This window comes from Saccharothrix sp. CB00851 (assembly GCF_001905065.1).
Classification (GTDB): domain Bacteria; phylum Actinomycetota; class Actinomycetes; order Mycobacteriales; family Pseudonocardiaceae; genus Actinosynnema.
Map to the genome: position 1 here is coordinate 37,822 of NZ_LWLC01000018.1, position 22,359 is coordinate 60,180.

Consider the following 22,359-nt stretch of genomic DNA (forward strand, 5'->3'; position numbering starts at 1 on the left):
CCACCAGGCAGGATGGCCGGGTGGCGCTCCCGTTGACCCCTCCCGTGCAGCCGATGCTGGCCACCGCGGTGGACAAGATCCCGACCGGCGCGGACCTGGTGTTCGAGCCGAAGTGGGACGGCTACCGCTGCCTGGTGTTCCGCGACGGCGACGAGGTGTTCCTCCAGTCCCGCAGCGGCAAGCCGCTCAACCGGTACTTCCCCGAGGCGGAGGCCGCGCTGAAGCGCACCCTGCCCGCGCGGATCGTGGTCGACGGCGAACTCGTCGTGGCCAAGGACGACAAGCTGGACTTCGACGCGTTGTCCGAGCGCATCCACCCGGCGGAGAGCCGCGTGCGGCTGCTGGCGGAGCAGACGCCCGCCAGCTTCGTGGCGTTCGACGTGCTGGCGGTGGGCGACGACCTGCTGCTGGAGCGGCCCTGCACCGAGCGCCGTGCCACGTTGGAGGGCCTGATCACGCCCGGCGACGGCCTCTACCTCACGCCCGCGACCACCGACGGCGACCTGGCCGCGCAGTGGTTCGAGCTGTTCGAGGGCGCGGGTCTGGACGGCGTCATCGGCAAGCCCGCCGCCGGCCAGTACACGCCCGGCAAGCGCACCATGGTCAAGGTCAAGCACGCCCGCACCGCCGAGTGCGTGGTGGCCGGGCTGCGCTGGCACAAGGACACCGAACCGGGCACGGCGGTCGGCTCGCTCCTGCTCGGCCTGCACGACGACGCGGGCATCCTGCACCACGTCGGCGTGGTCGGGTCGTTCAAGGCCGCCGAACGGCGTGCGCTGGCCGAGGAGTTCAAGGAGCTGATCACCACCGGCGAGCACCCGTGGCTGGTGGAGCCCGACGGCCGCCGGCTTCCCGGCGAGATCAACCGGTGGCGCGGCAAGCACGCCGACTGGGTGCCGTTGCGGCCGGAACGCGTGCTGGAGATCGCGTACTCGCAGACCGAGGGCGCGGCGCCGGCCCGGCTGCGGCACAACGGCCAGTTCCGCCGGTGGCGGCCGGACCGGGATCCCGCGTCGTGCCGCTACGACCAGCTCGACCAGCCCGCGCGCTACGACGTGGAATCCGTGCTGCGAGGCGAAGTCCGCCCCGCGTGACCGCTCGGCTCGGTACCGTGACGGGCTGTGGCCGACTTACCTGTAGCCGACGTGGGCGTGCTCATCCGGGAACTCGACGACCGCATGCGGCAGGACTGCCGCCGGCTGTCGATGTGGCGGGTCGTGCACCGCACCACCGGGCTGTTCTACACCGTGGTGCTGATCCTGGTCCCCGCCGTGCTGGCGGTGGGCTTCACCTCGTCGGAGACGGCGCTGGGCAAGGTGCTGCTGCTCACGGCGGCCGTGGTGGGCGGGCTGAACATGACGTTCCGGCCCTACCTGCACAGCCTCAAGCGGCGCAGCGCGGTCAACACCATGCGCCGGCTCCGCGACGATTTCCGCGCCGACGTGGCCGACGCGGTGGAAGGCGAGATGCTCGCCGTCTACCGCAAGTACGCCGCGAGCTACGCGACGATCTTCGAGGAGCGCGGCGGCGAGCTGATCGACGGGCGGCTCAGCGCCGACGAGCCGCCACCCGAGACCCCGCCCGCGCCGAAGGGCTAGGCGCGGGCGGCCCGCACCTTCGCCACGAACTCGGCCACGCTCTGACGTGCGACTTCACGTCCGATCAGGTCGAGCGGCAGGTCGTCGGTCCGCTTGAACCGCACGCAGCTGCGGCCCATGTCGAGCTTGCGGCCGGTCGCCTCGAACTCGGCCCGGAACTCCTGCTCGCGCTCGCCGTAGACGCCCATCAGGTACAGCGAGACGTGGTTCTTCTGCGACGCGAGCGACACGTACCCCAGCGGCTGCCCGTTGTAGGTCTTGCCGGACACCTCCAGCGGCACCGAGTAGGTGATCATCCCCCACTGGATGCCCTCGACGTAGCCGTCCGGCAGGTTCGCCAGGATCACCTCCCGCACCGCGGACACCGTCGCCCGCCGGTCCTCGGGCAGCTCGGCCAGGTACTCCTCGACCGTTGCGGCCTTGCTCTGGGCCATCGCTCACACCTCCGGTCTCGCGGTCCGGGTCGCCCCGACCGACGCCAGCACCACGCAGAACACCGCGACCCACTGCGCCGGGTGCAGCGCCTCGTGCAGCAGGATCAGCCCGGCCAGCGCCGCGACGGCGGGCTCCAGGCTCATCAGGATGCCGAACACGCGCGGCGGGATCTTGCGCAGCGCCTCCAGCTCCAGCGAGTACGGGATCACCGACGACAGCAGCGCCACCGCCGCGCCCGCGATCAGCACCACCGGGTCGAGCAGCATCGTGCCCGCCTCGGCCACGCCGAACGGCAGCGCCAGCGCCGCGCCGAACACCATCGCCAGGGCCAGGCCCTTGCCGTCGGACGTGCGGCTGCCCAGCGCCGCCGCGAGCAGGATGTACCCGGCCCAGCACACCGCCGCGGCCAGCGCGAACAGCACCCCGGGCAGCGCCAGGCCGCCGTCCACCCTGGTCAGCAGCAGCACGCCGGCCGCCGCGAGCAGCGCCCACAGCCCGTCCAGCCAGCGCCGCGACCCGAGCACGGCCACCGCCAGCGGCCCGAGGAACTCGATGGTGACCGCCGCGCCCAGCGGGATGTGCTTGATCGCCTGGTAGAAGGTCAGGTTCATGGCGCCGAGCACCAGCCCGTACCCGGCGATGACCGCGTACGTCCGCCGGTCCAGGCGCAGCGACGGGCGCCACACCAGCAGCAGCACGGCGGCGGCCAGCAGGAGCCGCAGCGTGACCGTGCCCGCGGCACCCGCCTGGGTGAACAACTGCTTGGCCACGGCCGCGCCGACCTGCACGCTGACCACGCCCAACAGGACCAGCGCGGGCGGCGGGATCGCACCGAACGCCTTGGCGGCGAGCGTGACCGGGCCGGATCGGCCGAGCCTGCGTTCGGGGACGCCTTCGATGTGCACCGTGACCACGCCGACATCCTCCCCCAGCCCTCTCACCGAAGTCTCACCTGGACTGTGTGAGGCTCTGCACCACACCTTCGGGAGACCAGTGCCGTGGGAGAGAGCGAGGGGACCGCTGTGCCGCGTCGGCGTCACGCCACTTGGATGCTGGTGGCTCTGAGCGCGCTGGCCGCGTGCAGCGCGGGTCCGTCGACCCGGCCGGTGATCGCCGTGCACGGTGACGGCGGGCAGCCGTCGTCGGCCACCGTGCCGTCGGGTCCGCGCGAGGTCCCGCCGCTGGCGAGCTTCGAGACGCCCGGCATGGCGTGGTCGTCGTGCACGGATTCGACGCGTGAGCGGATGGGCGACTCGGCGCCGGCGGGCACGTGGGAGTACGAGTGCACGCAGCTCACCGTGCGGCTGGACGTGCCGAGCCGTCCCGGGCGGGGCAGCCTCGGCATGTCGCTGCTGCGCGTGGGCACGGGTGGCAGCCCGCTGGTCGTGGTCGGCGAGGCGGGTGGCGAGCCGGGGACGGTGAAGGCCGCGCGGCTGGCGGCGAGCCTGCCCGCGACGGTGCTGAGCACGTACACGCTGATCGGTGTTGACCGGAGGGGCACCGGCGAGTCCGATCCCGTGCAGTGCATGCCGGACGCGGCGCGGGTGGGGATCGTGGAGGCCGACCCCGGTGCCGAGTCGCACGACGACCTGGTCGACGCGTACACGCTGGCCAGCCGCGAGTGCGTGCTCGACATGGAGAACCGGCTGCCCGCGGTGGACTCGTGGCGTGCGTCGGCCGACTTGGAGCAGTTGCGCGAGGCGTTGCACGTGCCGCACTTGAACGCGATCGGGTTCGGTGAGGGTTCGCGGGTGCTGACGCTGTACGCGGCGCGGTTCCCGGACCGGATCGGGCGGATGGTGTTCGACGGCGCGCCGGACCCGACGCTGGACGTGACGGCGGTGTCGCAGACGCGGGCGGTGGCGGCGGAGGAGACGTTCTCGGCGTTCCAGAAGGACTGCGTGATCCGGGGCTGCCCGCTGGGTGCCGGTGCGACGGACCGGTTCAAGGCGCTGCTGGAGTCGTTGCGGGACAAGCCGTTGCGCGGAGGGGACTTCGACCTGACCCCGGGCACCGCCACGGAAGCCGTCCTGGCCGGCCTCGCGGACCGCTCCCGGTGGACCGCGCTGGCCGACGCCATCGTGGCCGCGGAAGGTGGCGACGGTGCCAAGCTGGGTGCCTTCATCGAGCCGCTGCTGGTCGAGCAGGAGGACGACCCGCCGCGCATCGACGCCGCCGTGATCACCGGCTGCAACGACACGACGACCCGCGTGCCGCCCGAGCGGGTGGCCGGCCTGACCGCGGACTGGCGCACCAAGCACCCGCTCTTCGGCACCTACTTCGCCCGCAAGCTCCTGGCCTGCGGCCCCTTCCCCGTGCCGCAGCAGGTCAAGGTGCCGAGGCTGGTCGGTGCCCCGCCGATGCTCGTGCTGACGACGTCGACTGATCCGGTGACACCTCGCGAGGGCAGCGAACGTGCCGCCCAGGCCCTGCCCGCCGGTGTGGTGGTGGGCTGGCAGGGTGGCGGTCACGGCGCGCTCGGCCAGTCGGCGTGCGCGACCAGGGCGGCGGAGGAGTTCTTGATCGACGCCAAGGTCCCCTCCAACGGCACCGTCTGCCCACCGTGACCCACCCTGCACACCGCTCCCCGACCCACTAACCTGCCCCCGGAGCCCACGCGTCCAACCCGCCAGGCCCCCACCCGACCAAACACGATCGGGTGATCATCGCCTAAAAATGTACGGAAACACCGTTACCCCACCTCGGTTGAAAACCAGCGGACCCGCCGAAACCACCCCCCTCCGTCCAACCCCCACCCGCCGGGCCCCACCCCCGGCTCACATCGCCCCCCGCCTCCCGCCCACGCCCCCTGGCCTACCCCACGACCCCGGCCGCCACGCGACTGACGCACCACGCGACTGACGCACCACACGCATGACGCGGCGTGCGCCCGGCACACACGAACGCAGCGCGCCGCTCGAGCTGACGCCCGGCATCAGGTTGATCACCGCGAACCGCCGTGAATCCGGCACACCGCGAGTTGGCACGCCACAGGGCAGACCGGCCGCCTGGACATCGCCGAACCGACCCGCCGCCCGTTGGCGCGGCGCGCGGGATGGCACGGCGCGGGATGGCACGGCGCGCGATGGCGGGTGGGCGGGTGGGCGGGTGGGTGGATCGGCCGCAGCCGGCCGGGATCCGTGTGTCGCCCGTGGTGCGGGAAAGTCAGGCCGGGCCCAAGCCGCCGCGAAGTCCAGCGCGCATAGTCGTTGGCGCCGAGGCAAGACAGGTGCGGCCCCGAGCCGTCGGGAGCCGGGCGGCGAGTGTTGGCGCCAGGTTGGGCGAGCGCGCCGCGAAGCCGACTGCGCCGCGTGGACGGCGTGAGGCGAGGTGGGCGGGCGCGAGTTTGGCGGGGGCCGGCGGCGGGAGCTGGTGGGGTGTGGGAGGGGCGGGGCGCCGCCAACCTGGCGCGGTCGGTTGGCGGGTGGTCCCGGGCCCCGGCTCGCTGGGCGGCCGGGGCCGGGGTTGGTTGGTGTTGTCGGGCGGATTGGCGGGTCAGCAGCTGGAGCAACACCCGCAGCCCGGGCCGGTGCAGCCGGTGCAGCAGCCGCAGCTGCCGAGCTGCGCTTGCTCAGCCGTCGTGTTGTCAACAACCATCTTGTGCCTCCGCGGCGTCGAGGGACTTCGTGCGACCGAAGGTATTTCGACCCCACGGTCCGCCCCTACCGCCGGCCAGGGGAAGTACCCTCACCCGATCGCGGAACGGCAATCATCAAGATGTTGCAATACGTGTTCGCGTCGGGTCAGCCCGTCAGTTCGGCCAACGCCCGCTGAGCCGCCTCCAACTCCGCCCGCAACTGCTCGACCCGCGCCAGGTGCCGCTCGCGGGCCGCGCTGAGCACGCTCTCGACCGCCTCGTCGACCTCCGCCGGCAGCAGTTTCGCCGCCTGCGACACCGCCGACGCGGCCACCGGCGCGGCCTTCAGCGTGCGCTTCGAACCCCACTGCACGTCGACCGTCCACTCGCCCTCCGCGGTCGACGTCAACGTCACGGTCACCTCGGCCGGTTTCGCCTGCTTGCGCGCGGCAGGTCGACGTTCACCCGACGCGGAAGTGGCAGCGGAACCCACAGCCACAGGCGCGGGAGCGGGCTTCGGCTTCGGCGGAGCGGGCGCGGGGGCGGGGGCGGGGGCGGGGGCGGGCGTGTAGATGTGCTCGACCGGCGCCGGGGTAGCCGGAGCGGCGGGAGCGGGCGCCGGGGTGCGCTTGCGCGGAGCCGGTTTCTCCACGGTCAACTCGGCCGGTGAGAACGACAGGTCGTCCTTCTCCCCCGTCGGCCGCACCTGGATGAAATCACCCTCCGCGGGCTCGCTGAACGCCACCACCTTCGCCGAACGCCCAGCCTCCACCCCCACCGCGGCGGAGGTGAACCAGACCGCGGGCGGACGGCCCGCGGCCAACTCCGCGCGCAGGTGGTCGATGTCCTGCGGGGACAACGAGCTCTGCTTCGCCTTCGCCATCGCCTACCTACCTCCACGACTTGCACAAGATCCGTCGTGTGCAGCTTGCCCTACGGCACCGACAATTCCGCGAGCTGCCGGTCGTGCGCACGCCCGAGCGCCCACTGTGCGACCACCGACCCCACGAGCGCAAGGAGCATGTCCCAGTGCGTGTCCCAGACATCCCCTTGCGTGCCAAGGAAGTCCGTCGCCGCCTCGCCGCCGATCACCGCACCGGCCCACTCCACGAACTCGTACCCCGCGCTGACGGCCAGGCACGTGGCCGACACGAGGAAGAACGTCCACCGCCCCGGCCGCAGCGGCGTCTGCCGCAACAAGATCTCCCGCACCAGCACCGCGGGCACGAAACCCTGCACGAAGTGGGCGAACCGGTCGTAGTGGTTGCGGTCGGTCCAGAGGTCGCCGAACGGCACCTCGGCGTACGTGTAGTGGGCGCCGAGCGCGAGCACCAGGGCGTGCCCGAAGATCAGCCAGTACGCGAGAGCGGTCAGCGGGAACCGGCGGCGGGTCCAGGCCAGCAGGGGCAGCGCGATGAGGATCGGCGCGACCTCCAGCAGCCACGTGAGGTAGCTCTTGGGCCGGATGGCGGACACCGCGACCGCCACCACGACGAGTACGGCGAGAGTGACCGGCAGACGGTCCCGGGGCTCCATCCGGCAGATCCTGCCACCAGCCGGGCACCGGCGCGCAACGGTCCACAAAGGACGGGCGGCGGGGAGCGCCCGAAGCACCCCCCGCCGCCCGCACGGTCCCTAGATCGGGTTGCCGTTGGTGCCGCAGATGCGACCCGCGTTCACGCAGTCCCGCACCCGCCGTTCGAGTTCCGGCTGGTCCCACGCGTTGATGAAGTCACCGTGGAAGGTGTACCCCGGCGCGTTGGTCACGTTGACCCCGTTCACCGTCCCGCCCAGCGACAGCCCGCCGCCGTTGACCGGGTAGGTGATCAGGAACTCCAGCCTGGGCAGGACCACGGGGTGCGTGGACGGGCACGAGCCCGCCCAGAACACGATGTGGTCCTTGTGGTTGGCGCTGTCCAGGTCCCGGCCGTTCCAGCAGGTCGGGAAGTCGAGGTAGGTCTCCAGCTTGGTGCCCGCCGGGCAGTTCATGAAGTCCCTGCTCGACGGTGACTGCGTGGTGCACGACCACCGCGCGGACGGGTTCTGGTCCGGGCTGGTCGCCCGGGCGTTGCCGACGACGTACCTCATGTTCGGCGGGTGCGCGACGGCGCGTTGCATGTCGTGGATGCCCTGGTAGTACACGGTGACGCTTTCCGGCGCGACCGGCTGCCCGTTCTTGTAGAGGGTGGGCACCCAGTAGGCCGACAGGTCGACCAACGGATCGCACGTGGTGCCCGCAGCCTTGAGCGAGGTGTACGTGGACGACGCGTTGGTCGACCGGTTGCCGAAGAACTCGTGCACGTGCGACACGCCGGTCCGGTTGGGGTAGATGATCGGGTCGTCGCCGGACCGGTGGCTCGCGCGGCAGTTGGCGCGGAACTCCGAGGCGGCCTGGATGCCGGCTTGACCTTCGATGGCCGCGGCCTGGTGCGCGTCCGGTGCGGCCGGGTGGTTGTCGTGGTTGGGCAGGGGGCCCGCGCCCGCCGGCTGGTAAGCGACCACCGACCCGATCAGGGCCAGTGCCAGCGCGACGGACGCGGCGCCGATGACACCTCTCAATCTCGCGTTCATCCGATCTCCTGACGTTGGAGCGGGATGCGGCGGCAGGTCTAGGAACCGAACGTGATCCAGTTGACGTTGACGAAGTCGGCCGGCTGGCCGCTGGTGAAGGTGACGTAGACGTCGTGCTTGCCGGTCAGGCCCGCGATGTTGGCGGGCACGGTGCGCCAGCTCTGCCAGCCGCCGGTGTTGGCGATGGCGAAGCTGCCCAGCGGCGCCGCCGTCGGGCTGCCGACGCGGACCTCGACCAGGCCGCTCACGCCACCCGCCGCGCCGCTGGCGACCCGGGCGATGAACTGGCGGCCGGTGCGGGTGCCGAAGTCGACGCCCCGGAACAGCACCCACTCGCCGTTGGCGATGCCGGCGATGTTCTGGCCGCCGCCGGTGTCGGTGGTCGTCTCCTTGAACACGCCGCGGTGCTGGTCGTAGGACTCGGCCTGGATGGTGGCGAACGCGTTACGGCTGACCGGCGGAGCGGTCGTCGTGGTCGTCGTCGTGGTGGTAGTGGTGGTGGTGGTCGTGGTGGTCGTCGTCGGGTTCACACCACCGGTGCCGGAGTCGGTTCCGCTGCCCGCAGGACCGCGCCACGCGGTGGACGACGCCGGCACGGAGAGGGTCTGCCCGTCGGAGAACGTCACCGTGGCCGTCGTCGTGCCGGGGTTGTAGGCCACGTACGTGCGTGCGCCGTTCTTGCTCAGCACGGCGTGCGTCGGCACGTTCGCGGTGACGGACGTGTCGGGCGTGCCGTAGGTGTTCAGCGACGTGATCCAGTGGTAGGCGTGCGCCCGCGAGTCACCGTCCTCGGGCGGCAGGCCCGAGCCGTAGTTGGCCAGCGCCTGCGCCGGGTCGGCGAGCGCCAGGAACTGGGTGATGATGTCCTTCCACTCGACCTCGGTGCCGCCGTTGTTGGTCCGCAGCTCGTTGACGTTCTGCAGGATGTCGGCCTTGTAGTCGGCGTGGTACAGCGAGCCGCCGGTGATCGGCAGCATGTTGATGCCGTGGATCTCCTCCGGGTTCGCCGTCCACCACGTGCTGTAGCTGGCGCCCGCACCCCACACCATGCCGACCGTGCCGTGCTTGAACGCCGCCGGGAACACCGTGTCGTCCTTGTCGAACCAGTACTGGGCGATCGTGCTCTCCTGCGTGGTGTGCAGGTAGATGCCCGCGTCGCGCAGCGCGGTGTCACCGGTCGCCTGGCCGAACAGCACCGCGGCGGTGGCGAACATCATCGCCTCGGACGACGACTCCTCGTTGTTGCCGTGCGCGAAACCGGCGTGGCCGGACGCCCAGCCGTGGCCCGCGTAGGCGTCGAAGTTGCGCAGGAACGGGAAGCGGGTCTCGCCGCGGTCGTAGTTGTTGGCGTCCTTGACCAGCAGCTTGACCATGCCGCCGTACCGGGAGTCGGACGCCCACGTCGGGTCGTGCTGCGCGAGGATGGCGGCGGCCAGCACGTAGTAGCCGTAGTGGAAGTGGTGGTCGTTCAGCTCGGCGTCGGTGCCGTAGGAGGCCTTGTAGCCGATCAGCGTGCCCCACGTGGCGTCGTAGGCGAAGTGGTTGCCCGCTTCGCCGGGCGTCGCGGTGAGCCAGTCGGTGAGCCGGTCGCGGAGCATGCCGAGCAGCCGGTCGCGGCCGGTGGTGTAGCCGATCTGGTTGGCCACCCGGGCCAGCGCGGCCAGGCGCCACAACGCCTTGCCGGTCCAGTAGGTGTCGCCAGCGCCCTTCCACGGGTCGGCGGCGTTGAGCTCCTGGTCGATCTCGGCGCGCAGCCGGTTCTGGTCGGCTGCCGAGGACAGGGGGAGCGCCGGCAGGACGCCGTTGAACGTGCTGCGGGTGGTGAAGGACGAGCCCTCGCGCAACCGCATCTCACCGCGCGGCGAGGTGTAGCGGTAGGCCGTCGTGGTGTCGGTGGAGTTGAGCCACTGGTGCCGGTAGAGGGCCTGCAGGGTGCCGGTCTGGGTGCCCTGGCGGGCCGTGGTCGTAGCCGTGTAGGTGGCCGTGAGCTGGGCGTTCGCCGAGTTGTAGGTCCAGTTGACCTTGGTGTCGGTCACGAACGAGAACGCGTAGCGCTGGAACAGCGACAGCGCGTCGCGGCTCGGCAGCACGGCCACCGAGAAGAACGCCGCGTTGGAGGTGGCCTCCGCGGTGCCGACGACGTTCCAGGTGCTCGGCGAGAACAGGGCGTAGTCGCGGCCGTTGATCGTGACGCCGAGGGTGGTGCCGGTGTTGCTCCAGATCGTGGTGGCGCCGTTGAAGCCGACGCGCGCCGCGCCGCCGGAGGCCTCCGCGTACACGTACGGGGAGCCGTGGCCGATGGTGGTGCGCAGGGTGCGCGTCCCGTCGGTCCACAGTGGACTGACCGTCCAGTCGGACCAGCCGTCGACCTGGGTGCGCGGCGCGTTGAGGCCGCTCACGCCGACGAACAGGTCGTCCTGGTGCATGAACTCGTAGAACCGGCCGTCGGGGGTGATGTTCGGGCTGGTCGGGTAGCCGACGCCCAGGCCCTGCGCCGCCGCGTGGAACGTCAGCGGGTGGGCGTACATGTTCTCGGAGTAGGGGTTGCCCGGGTAGCGCTGGAAGGCCAGGGACGACCACCAGTCGTTGGTCGGGACCGGGCGGCCGGCCATCCGGGACGTGACCTTCGGCGTCAGGGGTGCGCCGTTGGAGTCGGACGGGCCGACCGCGCCCGCGGGGCGGGTGGTCGCGTAGCTGCCCGCGCCGACCGTGACGGCATCGGCCGTTCCGGGTAGGGCGAGCGGGATCGCGGCAGCCGCGGCCACGGCGACCACCAGGGCCGCCAGGTGGGGGCGGATTGAACGCACAGGGACCTCCAGCAGGGACTCACAGCTTTGTGAGAGCGCTCTCACGCAAGCCAAACGGTAAACCGCAGGTAAGGCGTGTGTCTACGGTTGACCGCTTCTGACTTCTGTCAAGAGCCCCTGGCGAGTCAGTCCTCGACGCGCAGGCGGTACTCGCAGCCGTACTCGACGGCGTACTGGAGGTCGTAGTGGTGCACGATCTTCGGCCCGCCGTGCAGGTGGACGTGGGTCACCGTCTGCCTCGGCGCCTCGGGCGGCTTGGCGTGGGAGTCGACCCGGCCGTCGAGCGGGCCACCGACGAACCGCACCACGTACGCCTGCGTCATCGGCTTGCCTCCCTCTCTTCGGCGTTGCCGTCCATGGTACGAGAGGACCAGTCGGATCGCGGCCGATGCGTCGTCGGAAACAGCCGGTTGGCCGAAGGTCTCGCGAGCTCAGGGCGGCTCAGGCACCGAACCAGTGGTCGGCCAGTTCGTCCAGCGTGGTGGCCCGCGTCGGCACCTCGCGCAGGTACCAGGCGAGGTTCGAGTACACGTGCAGGAGCGTGTAGGCGAGCACCTTCCGCGGGTCGACCGCGCGGCCGTAGCCGTCGTGCAGCGCCCGGTTGGCCTCGCGTTCGCCGCGGGTGAGGAAGACCCCGGTGGCGACGAACTCGTACTCACGGGCGGCGCGCATGGCCGGTTCGAAGTCGAACAGGCCGGTGAGGCGGCCGTCGTCTATCAGCAGGTGCGCGCTCATCACCTCGGTGTGCGCCAGCACCAACTCCGGTTGCCCCAGGTCGACGGAGTCGAGGAAGTCCGGGATCTGCTCCAGCCAGTGCGGGGCCAGCCCACGACCGCGCTGCCGCTCGACGCACCCGCTGCGCTGCGTGCGTACGAACTCCGCCCAATCGTCCGGCCCCAACGGCGGCGGCGTGACCTCGTGCAGGGCGGCCAACGCCTCCCCGACCTGCCGTGACACCTCACGCCGGGCAGCCGCGTCGAGGCCCGGCCACACGTCCTTCAGGCTCACGCCACGCAGCCGTTCCATGAGGACGTACCCCCAGCCGCCGAACTCCCCCGCCGCGTGCAACTCGGGCGTCGGCACCGGCAACCGCCCCCGCACGGCCTCCAACACGTCCCGTTCGGTCGCCACCTCGTCCAAGTGGACCGCGGGGAACAACTTCACCACGTACCGGTCCCCCACCGCGTACACCGGCAACGACCCGTCCGCGAACCGCTCCACGTCACCGGACACCCCGAGGTGCCCCAACAACGCCTCCAACCCCGGCCGCAACGCGTCGTCGTCCAACGCCTCGAACTGCTCTTCGGTCACCGCCGGCGGAAAGCTCACGGCCGGCAGGCTAGTCGTCCGCCCGGCGCGGGCGACTTGATTATCGACCGTCCTCGTCCGGCTCCTCGGCCTGGAGCTCGACCTCCGCGTCCACCCCCGCCTCGTCCAACACCGCCCCGATGGCATGGGCGACGGCCGCGGAATCACGCGCCGACACGTCGGCGGGCAACTGCACTTCAAGGCGTCGTGCGTTCACCCGACCCACACTCCCCCTGGACCACCGGTCACGCGATACCCCCGTCGGATGAACCCGGACGGTCGCGTCAGTTGCGCTTGCGCGACGGCTGCACGCGCGGTGGTTCGCCGGGCATCTTCGGGTAGTCCGGCGGGTACGGCATCTCGCCCCGGTCGTCGGACTCGTACCACTCCAGCAGGCGCTCGATGCCGAACGCCTCGTCGTCCAGGGACGCGTGCGGGTCGCCGTTGTCCGCCAAGTACCCCGGCACGGTCAGCACGTCGAAGTCATCAGGGTCCACAGTGGACAAGTGGTCCCAGGTCACGGGGGTCGAGACGGTGGCGCGCGGGGTGCCGCGGACGGACCAGGCGGAGGCGATGGTGCGGTCCCGGGCGGCCTGGTTGAAGTCCAGGAAGACCCGTTCGCCGCGTTCTTCCTTCCACCACGACGTGGTCGCCTTGTCCGGCACGCGCCGTTCCACCTCGCGGGCCAGCGCGATCACGGCGTGCCGCACGTCCACGAAGTCCCACTCGGGCCGGATGCGCACGGCCACGTGGATGCCGCGGCCGCCGGACGTCTTCGGGTACCCCGTGAGCCCCAGCTCGTCCAGCACCTCCCGCAGCACCATCGCGACCTCGACCGCGTCCCGGAAGTCGGTGCCCGGCTGCGGGTCCAGGTCGACGCGCAGCTCGTCCGGCCGGTCGGTGTCCGAGCGGCGCACGGGCCACGGGTGGAAGTCGAACGTGCCCAGGTTCGCCGCCCACGCCAGCACGGCGGGCTCGGTCGGGCACACCTCGTCCGCAGGCCTCCCGGACGGGAACTTGATGCGCGCCGTCTCGACCCACTCGGGCGCGCCCTTGGGCAACCGCTTCTGGTAGAACGCCTCCCCCGTCACCCCGTCGACGTACCGCTTCAACGTGGTGGGCCGGTCCCGCAGCACGCGCAACAGCGGCTCGGCGACGGCCAGGTAGTACTCGACCACCTGGATCTTGGTGATCCCGCGTTCGGGGAAGTAGACCTTGCCCGGGTTGGACACCCGCACCACGCGATCGCCGACGGTCAGTTCCACAGCCTGGGCCATACGGGTGAGGGTAACAACGGGGCCGCCACGCCACCGGGAACCTCGAGCAGGCGAACCGAACTACCGAACCGACGCCGTCAGGTACACCGTTCGGACGAAGTGGGCGCGGTGATCCACACCTACCATTGGTGCTCGATCGACGACCTCCGAGGACGCAGGCAGTCATGAATCGCGCAACCACCCGCTTCTTGATCGGCTGTGCCACCGGCCTCGCGCTGCTGGCGACGGCCTGCACCACCGGCACACCCGAGCCCACGTCCACCGCCGCCGCCGTCACCACACCATCGGGCGACGACCTGAACCGGGCGCTCGCCGACCTGCCGCCCTGCGAACTGCTGACCTCGGACGAAGTCGGGCGGTTGGGGCTCGAGTACCCCGGCGCGGAGGACCGGTCGGGTGACGCCGACGTGTGCAGCTGGCGCGGTGGCGCCAAGGGGCAGGCCAGTGCGGGGATCCACCCCGGCCAGGGCATCGACGACTTGGGCTACCAGAGCGACCAGGTCAAGCCGACGAAGATCGGCAAGTACGAGGGAGCCAAGGTCGAGGCACCGCAGAACGCCGCGCACGCCTGCCACGTCGTGATCGAGACGTCGACGTCGTCCAGCGTCCAGGTCATCGCCACCATGGAGGCGACCTCGACCGACACGGCGGCAGCCTGCGCGCTGGCCACCGAGGTCGCCGAGCTGATCGCGCCCAAACTGCCCTGAGGCCCGTCGTGAGGTAATACGAACGTGTTTGCTGTGATCGCAACCGCTGTGCTCGACGCCGAGGCCAAGCCACCATCGCGGCATGACTGAGGGGAACCTGGATCAGGTCGGCAGGGAGATTGTGGAACTCGCCGGGCTCTGGCCCGACGAAATCAGCCGCCAGGCGTTGGTGAACGTGGGCCTGTTCGCCCGGGAGTTGAGCCGATCGGCTTTGCCACCGGCGCAAGATGTCGCACCGTCGGGTGACTGACCGCGCGGACACCCCGTTTTCGTCGGACCCTCTCGCCACCATCGGGACATGGTCGACATGACGGTGCGCGCGGAGGAACTGGGCGGTCAGCTGCGCGCCTTGCGGACAAAAGCCGGGCTGAGCCTCGAAGACGCGGGCGAGCACATCGCGGCGTCGGCGGCGAAGGTCAGCCGGATGGAGACGGGCAAGAGCGGCTGCGCCGTCGAGGACGTGGCCGGACTGCTCGCCGTCTACCAGTGCGTCGGACGACGACGTGTCGAGCTGCTGGCCCTCGCCCGGGAGGTCGACCGACGCGGCTGGTGGCAGCGCGACAAACCCGGCTTCGCACAACGGCAGCAGACCCTCATCAACCTGGAGTCCAAGGCAGACCTCATCGTCAGCTTCGAAGGCATGAACGTGCCCGGCCTGCTCCAGACCGGCGAGTACACCCGAGCCCTCATGATCGAGTGCGCCATGGTCCCGGTAGACGAGGTCGAGAACCGCATGGTGACCCGCATGCAACGCCACGCGGTACTGTTGAAGCACGGACCGCCACAGCTGACCGCCTTCATCGGCGAACTGGTGCTTCACCAAGTCGTCGGAGGCCCGAACATCCTACGCCGCCAGCTCGACCACCTGGTGGAAGCGGCACAGATACCGAATATCACCCTTCGCGTCCTACCGAACGTTGGAGTCCATCCGGGGGTCAACGGGGGATTCGAACTGGTCAGGCGCTCCAGCGGCAACAAGGTGGTGTTCTTGGAGAACCTGACGTCCAGCCTCTTCCTGGAGGAGAAGGACGAGATCGAAGCCTACGAGCAAGCCATCCGGACCCTGGCCGACCGAGCGCTGACTGCGGAAGAATCGGCCCGCCTGATCACCCGACTGGCGAGGCGGCTGGACCCGAAGGTGGACGCCGAGTGACCACACAGCAGAGCTGGCGCAAGAGCACCCACAGCGGCAGTCAGGAGAACTGTGTCGAGGTGGCGATAACCACCGCGGAGGTAGGTATCCGCGACTCGAAGCAACCCTCCGGACCAGCGCTTTCGTTCTCCACGAGCGCCTTCACCGCACTACTGCGGGCGCTGAAGCCTTAGCCCGTTCGCGTGTAAGTAGTCGAACGCATCCCGACCCCGGTGGCGCTCCGATACAGTCCTGTGCTGACCACGGAGCGCAATCGGGGAGGTTTGTGCTGTGACCGGCGACAACGGGGGTCCGACAGGAGACGTCGGCCAGTACGCCTTCGAGCAGTACCGCGAGCAGAACGGCGGCGTCCTCGCCAGCCTGCTCACCATGGGCATGAGCGACATCATGGCCGCCACCAAAGCCCTGGCGGCGGCGAGCCAGGCGCAGGCGCTCTCGGTCGACCCCCACGCGGTCGACTCCATGCTGAAGAAGCTCACCGACATGCAGGACGCCTTGGATCAGATCCAGCAGGAGGCGGACCTGTTGACTACACAGACACCACTGGGCGGGGGGTATGCCGAGGAAATCGGCAACGTGAACGCGGAAGTGGGTCAACAGGTCGTCAACGACGTGATCCCCGAAATGGTGAAAGCGATAGAGGATCTCAAAGTCCAAGTCGAGAAGAGCCGGGCTTCGTACCAGAACGTCGAAGAAGCCGAATCCCAGACGTTCAACAACCTCTAACAGGATGACGCACCTAAGATGAATCGCGCTCTGACCCGAATCCCGGTGGCCTTCCTTGCCGGTCTCGCCCTGCTGACCGCCAGCTGCTCCGATGGCGCGACCGGCACACCGACACCTGGGCTTACCACAGCGTCCGAGTCCACGTCAACCACGTCTGCAACGACGGCAAGCGTCCTGGCGAATGTCGATCCGTGCGACCTCCTTTCCTCCGCCGAAGTGACGCAGCTCGGCCTGACCGACCCCGGTGAGGGGAAGCGCGTCGGCGGTGCCGAAACCTGCGGTTGGAAGGTGAGCGGCAACGGTGGTCTGCTCGCCGCGCTCAATCCCGAAAAGGGGTTCGCCGACCTGGACTACCGGGGCGAGGACGTTTCGCCGACCAAGGCCGGCAAGTACGACGCGCAGCTGGTCAAAGCACACAACGGCGCGGAGAACATCTGCCACGTGGTGATCGACGTCTCCGAGTCGTCCAGCGTGCAGATAATCGCGAACCTCACGGCCAGCTCGACCGACACAGCCGCAGCATGTACTCGCGCCACCCGGGCCGCCGAGTTGATCGCGCCCAAGCTGCCTTGACCCGCGTTGACCGTCCCAAGGGGGATGAGCATGACCCGCGAGAAACCTCAGGTGCCTCAACCGACCGCGAACTACCCTGCGCACCAGCATGAGGACATGAAACGGCAGGTCGAGGACCGCTTCGATCCAGGACTGGCCGGTGAGGTTGCCGACAAGTGGAAGGCCATCGGGGCGACCCTGACCGACTTGGCGGTCGACTTCCAGGTCATCGTCAGCGGCTCGGAGGCCGGCTGGACGGGAAGTGCGGGCGAGGGTGCTCGGGCCGCGCTGGCCAAGGTGGGCAAGTTCAGCGACATGACCGGTGACCACTTCACCGCCACAGGCACCGCCCTGCACACCCAGACCACGGCCGCGTCCGAGGCGAAGACCCGGATGCCCGATCCGGTCGCGTACGACCCGAAGAAAATGTTCACCGACGCCCTCAGCGCAGGCAACATCCTGGACCTGGCGGCGCTCCCGGTGACGATGCCGATGCAGAAGGCGAAGTCGGACGGCGCGAAGGCTGAGGCCGTGCAGGTGATGCAGTCACGTGACGACGCGCTGCGCTCGGCGACCGGCGCCATGCCCGCGTTCGCCGAGATGCCGACTGTCACTCAGGACCAGGGCACCGCCACCAGCACCACCCAGACGTCGTCGGTCACCACACGGACGGTCGATCCGAGCACTAGGCTCGGTCCCACCGACGTCCCCGGCACCGGCAGGCCCGACACCGGCGGCACGACGCACACGTCCTGGACCGCGCCGCCGACCGTCAGCCCGCCACCACCGACCGCACCGCCGGTGAACCTGCCGCCCTCGGGCCCACCCGTCTCGCCCCCTCCCTCATCCGGATGGATGCCGCCGGGTGCACGACCTCCGATCGGTCGGCCGACTGTGCCGCCCGGTCGGCCGGTTCCGCCGCCCGGGCCGCGGCCGTTGCCGCCCGGAACCCGACCGCCGGGCGAAGGCATTCCCGGGCGTGGACCCGGCGGGCCGGGCGCCACGGGTGGTGGGCGTCCCGGCATGCCCGGTGGGATGCCGGGCGGCCCCGGTGGGATGCCGGGCCGTGGTGGACTTGGCGGTTTCGGGCCGATGGGCCCTGGCGGCCAGTCCGGGTTCGGTCCGACCGGCGGAGCAGGTCAGGTGGGCGGCGGAACCCAGGGCGGACGCGGTCCGGCCGGTGCGATGGGCGGCGCGGGCATGGGAGCCGGCGGCCAGGGCGACGAGGACCAGGAGCACAAGGCCAAGTACTTGATTCCCACCGACGACCCGTTCAACGACGACGAACGGCTCGTCGCACCACCCACGATCGGCGAATAAGGGCGGATGAGCACCCTCGCGACACTCTCCCTCCCGGAGTTCGACGTGCTGTGGGAGGACCTCCGTGTCGGCGCGGCCCCGTACCCGTTGGAGGTCGGCCACCACGGCCTGACGTTGGATGACCGAGCCCGCGTCCGCGCCGACTCGCACACCGCGCTCGAACGCCGGGGCCTGATTCGCCGGGGCAGGCCGGAGCCGGTACTGGAGGACGCGCTGCGGCTGCTCGCCCGGCCGGAGACATCGATCACCGTCATGGGCCTGCCCGACCTCGTCGCCGGTGACCTCCTGCGCGCCCTGGTCACCGCACGTGGCCGGTACGCGGTGCTGGCCGTACAGCGGCCTGATGGGGTCCGGCTGGACGTGCTGCGCGACGTGAGCCTGGCGGGCGCGGCGGCGAGCGTGCTGCCGCCGTCTCCACCGGGGCCGGGTCGTCCGGTCACCGTGCCGGCGGCGGCGATGCGGGCCCCGAGCCGGGGCAGTGGCATCACGCAGACCATGCGCAGCGGCAGCGGCAGCGACGACGTGCGAGCGCTGAAGGAGATGCTGGCCGGGCCGATCACCGGCACCGGCCACTTCGCCGCCACTCGCGAGAACGCGGGGGCGTTGCCCGCCGTGACGTGGATCGACACCGCGCGCGGCCGGTACGCGAGCATGGGCACGGAGTGGCTCACGGTCGCGCCTGCTGACCACTCCGGTCTGATGCGCAGGCTCAGCCAGGCACTCGCGCACCCAACCCGGTGACGAACGCCTCCAGCGCCAGCTCGAAGCTGTCGTGGTCCAGTTCCCGGGCCACGGACGGCAGCAGGTGGGCCTTGTCCAGGTTCGGGTAGCGGTCCCGGTAGAACGTCTGGTCCTCGGAGAACCCGCTGGAGAACGAGCTCAGCGCCGCGCCGAACACCAGGTACATCAACGACGCCGCGATCATCGTCGCCTCGCGCCGTGACCAGCCCGCCGCCACCAGGCCGCCGTGCACCACGTCCAGCCGGCGCAGCGACGCCTCGCGGTGCGCCGGCCCGTACGCCAGGAACGGCACGATGTTGGGGTGCGCGGCCAGCGCCGCCCGGTAGGAACGGGCACAGCTGCGCAGGCCGTGCCGCCAGTCGCCGCCCTCGAACCCGGAGACGTCGACCTGCTCCAGGATCCCGGCGGCCACCTCGTGCAGCAGGTCGTCCTTCGTGCTCACGTGCCCGTACAGCGACGCGGCCTGAACTCCCAGCTCAGAGGCCAGTTTGCGCATCGACAGGCCGTCGAGTCCGTCCCGGTCGATGATGTGCAGTGCGGCGGTCCGGATGCGCGAGGCACTCAGGATCGGGCTCCTCGGCATGTCCGCTCCCCTTGCCTGTGGTCGATTCCGCGCCTAGGTTAGATAACCTAACACCGTTCGGTTAGGAGGTCACCCCGGTGGATCTGCGCATCTCCGACGAGCACCGGCAGCTCAAGGACCTGGCACACCGGTTCACCGAGGAACGGATCGTCCCGCACGCCACGCGGTGGGACCGGGACGAGGCCATCGACCGCGACCTGGTGCCCGCTCTGGGCGACGTCGGGTTCCTCGGCCTCGGCATCGACGAAGCGTACGGCGGCTCGGGCGGCGACCACTTGGCGTACTGCCTGGTGCTGGAGGAGATCGCCCGCGGTGACTCGGCCGTGCGCGGCATCATCTCCGTCTCGCTCGGGCTGGTCGGCAAGACCGTCTTCAAGCACGGCACCGAGGAGCAGAAGCGGCGGTGGCTGCCCGGCCTGTGCTCCGGCCGTGAACTGGGCTGCTTCGGCCTGACCGAACCGGGCACCGGCTCCGACGCCGCGTCGCTGGCCACGAAGGCCGTCCGCGACGGCGACGACTGGCTGATCACCGGGCGCAAGGTGTTCATCACCAACGGGACGTGGGCCGACGTGGCGCTGGTGTTCGCCCGCACCGGCGGGCCCGGCCCGAAGGGCATCACGGCGTTCCTCGTGCCGACCGACTCGCCCGGCTTCACCGCCACCGAGATCCACGGCAAGCTCGGCATGCGCGGCCAGGCCACCGCCGAACTCACGCTCGACCAGGTGCGCGTGCCCGACGCCAACCGCCTCGGCGACGAGGGCGCGGGTTTCAAGCTGGCCATGGCCGCCCTCGACCGCGGCCGGATGTCCGTCGCCGCCGGGTGTGTCGGCGCCGCGCGTGGCGCGCTGGAGGTCAGCGTCAAGTACGCCAAGGAACGCGAGCAGTTCGGCAAGCCCATCGCCGGTTTCCAGCTCGTGCAGGAACTCCTGGCCGACATGGCGGTGGAGACCGACGCGGCACGCCTGCTCACGTGGCGCTGCGCCGACCTCGCCGACCGCGGCGAGCCGTTCGGCACGGAGGCGTCCATGGCGAAGCTGTACGCCAGCGAGGCCGCGGTGCGCGTCGCCAACAACGCCATCCAGGTCTTCGGCGGGTACGGCTACATCGACGAGTACCCGGTCGGCAAGTACTTGCGGGACACCCGCGTCACGACCCTCTACGAGGGCACCAGCCAGATCCAGAAGTTGCTCATCGGCCGGGCGCTGACCGGCATCAACGCGTTCGCGTAGACGGTAGAGGGAGGACGTCATGGACTTCACGCTTGACGAGGAGCAGAAGGAGATCCGCGACTGGGTGCGGACCTTCGTGCGCAAGGAGGTGGCGCCGCTGGAGCCGGAGGTGCTGCGCCGCGAACGCCTGGGGCAGCCCGGCCTGACCCGGGACGAGCTGAAGGAACTGCAGGGCAAGGCCAAGGCGGCGGGCTTCTTCGGCGTGCTCACGCCGCAGGAGTACGGCGGCATGGGCCTCGGCGCGCTCATGACGGCGTTGCTGGAGGCCGAGCTGGGCCGCACGTTCGTGCCGTTCCGGTTCGGCGGGTACGCGGACAACATCCTGTTCCACGGCAACGAGGAGCAGAAGCAGCGCTACCTGCTGCCGACGATCTCCGGTGAGCGCGTGTCGTGCTTCGCGATCACCGAACCGGGCGCGGGTTCCGACGCCAAGGCCATCCGCACGTCCGCCCGCAAGGAGGGCAGCGAGTGGGTGATCAACGGTGAGAAGACGTTCATCACGCAGGGCAACGAAGCGGACTTCGTGATGGTGTTCGCGGTGACCGACCGGGAGAAGGGCGCGGACGGCGGCGTCACGTGCTTCCTGGTCGACCGGGACATGGGCTGGAAGTCCGAGCCGATCCCGACCATGGGCCAGTGGGGTCCGGCGGCGCTCGTGTTCGACAACGTGCGCGTCCCCGAGGAGAACGTGCTCGGCGAGGTCGGTCGCGGGTTCAACCTGGCCATGCAGTGGATCGGCCAGGGGCGCTACCTGCTGCCGGCGCGGGCGCTGGGCTCGTGCGAGCGGCTGGTGGAGATGGCGATCGAGCAGGCCAAGACGCGGGTCACGTTCGGCCAGCCGATCGCCGAGTACCAGGCCATCCAGTGGATGATCGCGGACTCGGCGGTCGAGATCGAGGCTCTGCGCTGGCTCGTGCTGCACGCCGCGTGGCTGGTCGACCAGGGCGCCGACTCGCGGCAGGCGCAGTCGATGGCGAAGCTCTACGGCGGCATCAAGGCGAACGAGATCGTGGACCGGGTCCTGCAGATCCACGGCGGCATGGGCTACACGCGCGAACTGCCGATCGAGCGCTGGTACCGCGAACTGCGACTGCTGCGCATCTACGAGGGCACCGACGAGATCCAGCGCCGCACAATCGCCCGCAACCTGCTCAAGGGCCACGCGAAGGTGACCGGAACACTCGGCTGACCCACCGAACCCGGCGGCCGAACGGAACGTCACGAACCGTGTCCCACCAGGCCGCCGGCTACGGGATCAGCGGCAGGGCTACCGCCGCCAGTGGCACGTGCGGGGATCGCCGACAAGCGCGGGGACGAACGGCGCCGGGGCGGGTGCGGCCGCTTTGCAGAAGTAGGGGTTCGTGTCATCCCGCCGACCTGGCTTTGCCCTACCGCACGGGTCAAGGGGGCACCTTCCGGCATGACCGGCGCGTCGGGCTGGAACCGCCCCCTTGACGCGTGTGGTAGCCCGGAGGGAGGTCGGCGGGATGACACGAAACCCGGGACCACGCTGGGACAGCAGTTCCCCACGGGACAAGAGCGACACAGAACCGGGGGATGTCATCCTGCTGATCTGCCCGTCCGGCGAGGACGCTCTTGATCTTTCAAGCTCTTGATCTTTCAAGCTTTCAGCGCCTCCGGCGCCCCACACCCCACGCTCCGCAGAGGTCCCCGCCAAGGGGACCCCTGCTTTTACCCTGCCACACCGGTACGACGTTTCGAGCCCGCCAGCCAACGGCTGTGGACAACTCCGAAGCTGTGGATAACCCCAGGGC

24 protein-coding genes are annotated in these 22,359 nt (G+C 70.4%); 13 read left to right on the forward strand and 11 right to left on the reverse strand.

Annotation, left to right across the window (positions count from 1 at the left end; translation table 11 throughout):
• The first annotated feature begins 20 nt into the window (after positions 1 to 20).
• Both A6A25_RS18790 and A6A25_RS18795 read left to right on the forward strand, forming a co-directional pair.
• Positions 21 to 1,094, forward strand: a complete 1,074-nt coding sequence (locus A6A25_RS18790; protein ID WP_073891857.1) for an ATP-dependent DNA ligase — start codon at positions 21 to 23, stop codon at positions 1,092 to 1,094.
• Positions 1,095 to 1,121: 27 nt separating this feature from the next.
• Positions 1,122 to 1,598 carry a hypothetical protein gene (locus tag A6A25_RS18795; protein ID WP_143193248.1) on the forward strand — a complete coding sequence of 159 codons (477 nt, stop codon included), beginning with the start codon at positions 1,122 to 1,124 and terminating at the stop codon, positions 1,596 to 1,598.
• Here the strand turns inward: A6A25_RS18795 and A6A25_RS18800 are convergent.
• Positions 1,595 to 2,032 carry an iron chaperone gene (locus tag A6A25_RS18800; protein WP_073891860.1) on the reverse strand — a complete coding sequence of 146 codons (438 nt, stop codon included), beginning with the start codon at positions 2,030 to 2,032 and terminating at the stop codon, positions 1,595 to 1,597. The two genes, A6A25_RS18795 and A6A25_RS18800, sit on opposite strands and share 4 nt — an antisense overlap.
• A 3-nt stretch (positions 2,033 to 2,035) precedes the next feature.
• Entirely contained in the window at positions 2,036 to 2,938 is a 903-nt protein-coding gene (locus A6A25_RS18805; protein WP_241828797.1) for an EamA family transporter, read from the reverse strand.
• A gap of 144 nt (positions 2,939 to 3,082) precedes the next feature.
• On the opposite strand from A6A25_RS18805, the gene A6A25_RS18810 reads away from it, so the two are divergent.
• On the forward strand, positions 3,083 to 4,600 hold the full coding sequence (locus A6A25_RS18810; protein WP_073891862.1) for an alpha/beta fold hydrolase: 1,518 nt from the start codon (positions 3,083 to 3,085) through the stop codon (positions 4,598 to 4,600).
• 1,176 nt (positions 4,601 to 5,776) lie between these two features.
• On the opposite strand, the gene A6A25_RS46360 is transcribed toward A6A25_RS18810, so the two are convergent.
• From A6A25_RS46360 to ligD, 8 genes are all read right to left on the reverse strand, one after another.
• Entirely contained in the window at positions 5,777 to 6,493 is a 717-nt protein-coding gene (locus A6A25_RS46360; RefSeq protein ID WP_073891863.1) for a DUF6319 family protein, read from the reverse strand.
• Positions 6,494 to 6,543: 50 nt separating this feature from the next.
• Positions 6,544 to 7,146 (reverse strand): DUF2238 domain-containing protein, encoded by a 603-nt coding sequence (locus A6A25_RS18820; protein ID WP_073891865.1) that lies wholly within the window; start codon positions 7,144 to 7,146, stop codon positions 6,544 to 6,546.
• A gap of 99 nt (positions 7,147 to 7,245) precedes the next feature.
• Positions 7,246 to 8,181, reverse strand: a complete 936-nt coding sequence (locus A6A25_RS18825) for a DUF1996 domain-containing protein (protein WP_073891866.1) — start codon at positions 8,179 to 8,181, stop codon at positions 7,246 to 7,248.
• 38 nt (positions 8,182 to 8,219) lie between these two features.
• Complete coding sequence (locus A6A25_RS45575; RefSeq protein ID WP_073891868.1) at positions 8,220 to 10,988, reverse strand: glycosyl hydrolase; 2,769 nt, start codon at positions 10,986 to 10,988, stop codon at positions 8,220 to 8,222.
• A gap of 125 nt (positions 10,989 to 11,113) precedes the next feature.
• Positions 11,114 to 11,311, reverse strand: coding sequence for a hypothetical protein (locus A6A25_RS18835; RefSeq protein ID WP_073891870.1), 198 nt, complete (start codon positions 11,309 to 11,311; stop codon positions 11,114 to 11,116).
• 118 nt (positions 11,312 to 11,429) lie between these two features.
• Positions 11,430 to 12,317, reverse strand: coding sequence for a phosphotransferase family protein (locus A6A25_RS18840; RefSeq protein ID WP_241828785.1), 888 nt, complete (start codon positions 12,315 to 12,317; stop codon positions 11,430 to 11,432).
• Between the two features lie 40 nt (positions 12,318 to 12,357).
• Complete coding sequence (locus tag A6A25_RS45580; protein ID WP_241828786.1) at positions 12,358 to 12,513, reverse strand: hypothetical protein; 156 nt, start codon at positions 12,511 to 12,513, stop codon at positions 12,358 to 12,360.
• Between the two features lie 67 nt (positions 12,514 to 12,580).
• Complete coding sequence (gene ligD / locus A6A25_RS18845; RefSeq protein WP_073891872.1) at positions 12,581 to 13,573, reverse strand: non-homologous end-joining DNA ligase; 993 nt, start codon at positions 13,571 to 13,573, stop codon at positions 12,581 to 12,583.
• Between the two features lie 164 nt (positions 13,574 to 13,737).
• Here ligD and A6A25_RS18850 point away from each other — a divergent pair, with 164 nt between their 5' ends.
• The 8 genes from A6A25_RS18850 to A6A25_RS18880 all read left to right on the forward strand — a co-directional run bounded on the left by A6A25_RS18850 (position 13,738) and on the right by A6A25_RS18880 (position 18,772).
• Complete coding sequence (locus tag A6A25_RS18850; RefSeq protein ID WP_073891873.1) at positions 13,738 to 14,280, forward strand: DUF3558 family protein; 543 nt, start codon at positions 13,738 to 13,740, stop codon at positions 14,278 to 14,280.
• An 82-nt stretch (positions 14,281 to 14,362) separates the two neighbouring features.
• Positions 14,363 to 14,530, forward strand: a complete 168-nt coding sequence (locus A6A25_RS44085; protein ID WP_158073758.1) for a hypothetical protein — start codon at positions 14,363 to 14,365, stop codon at positions 14,528 to 14,530.
• A gap of 48 nt (positions 14,531 to 14,578) precedes the next feature.
• A complete protein-coding gene (locus tag A6A25_RS18855) occupies positions 14,579 to 15,433 on the forward strand; it encodes a helix-turn-helix domain-containing protein (RefSeq protein WP_073891875.1) in 855 nt (284 codons plus the stop codon).
• The gene (locus tag A6A25_RS18860; protein WP_073891877.1) at positions 15,430 to 15,606 is read left to right on the forward strand and encodes a DUF397 domain-containing protein; all 177 of its coding nucleotides are present in this window, start codon (positions 15,430 to 15,432) and stop codon (positions 15,604 to 15,606) included. The genes A6A25_RS18855 and A6A25_RS18860 overlap by 4 nt, the downstream gene beginning before the upstream one ends.
• A 97-nt stretch (positions 15,607 to 15,703) precedes the next feature.
• Positions 15,704 to 16,159: a hypothetical protein gene (locus tag A6A25_RS18865; RefSeq protein WP_073891878.1), complete on the forward strand. Its 456-nt coding sequence runs from the start codon at positions 15,704 to 15,706 to the stop codon at positions 16,157 to 16,159.
• Between the two features lie 18 nt (positions 16,160 to 16,177).
• Entirely contained in the window at positions 16,178 to 16,732 is a 555-nt protein-coding gene (locus tag A6A25_RS18870) for a DUF3558 family protein (protein WP_083668449.1), read from the forward strand.
• A 96-nt stretch (positions 16,733 to 16,828) separates the two neighbouring features.
• Positions 16,829 to 18,031, forward strand: coding sequence for a PPE domain-containing protein (locus A6A25_RS18875; protein WP_073891881.1), 1,203 nt, complete (start codon positions 16,829 to 16,831; stop codon positions 18,029 to 18,031).
• Positions 18,032 to 18,037: 6 nt separating this feature from the next.
• Positions 18,038 to 18,772, forward strand: coding sequence for an ESX secretion-associated protein EspG (locus A6A25_RS18880; protein WP_073891883.1), 735 nt, complete (start codon positions 18,038 to 18,040; stop codon positions 18,770 to 18,772).
• Here A6A25_RS18880 and A6A25_RS18885 read toward each other — a convergent pair.
• Positions 18,741 to 19,355 (reverse strand): TetR/AcrR family transcriptional regulator, encoded by a 615-nt coding sequence (locus A6A25_RS18885; RefSeq protein ID WP_073891884.1) that lies wholly within the window; start codon positions 19,353 to 19,355, stop codon positions 18,741 to 18,743. The two genes, A6A25_RS18880 and A6A25_RS18885, sit on opposite strands and share 32 nt — an antisense overlap.
• Before the next feature lie 77 nt (positions 19,356 to 19,432).
• Between A6A25_RS18885 and A6A25_RS18890 the strand changes: the two genes are divergently transcribed.
• Together A6A25_RS18890 and A6A25_RS18895 are read left to right on the forward strand one after the other, a co-directional pair.
• Positions 19,433 to 20,584: an acyl-CoA dehydrogenase family protein gene (locus tag A6A25_RS18890; RefSeq protein ID WP_073891886.1), complete on the forward strand. Its 1,152-nt coding sequence runs from the start codon at positions 19,433 to 19,435 to the stop codon at positions 20,582 to 20,584.
• Positions 20,585 to 20,603: 19 nt separating this feature from the next.
• The gene (locus tag A6A25_RS18895) at positions 20,604 to 21,773 is read left to right on the forward strand and encodes an acyl-CoA dehydrogenase family protein (protein WP_073891887.1); all 1,170 of its coding nucleotides are present in this window, start codon (positions 20,604 to 20,606) and stop codon (positions 21,771 to 21,773) included.
• Positions 21,774 to 22,359: the final 586 nt, after the last annotated feature.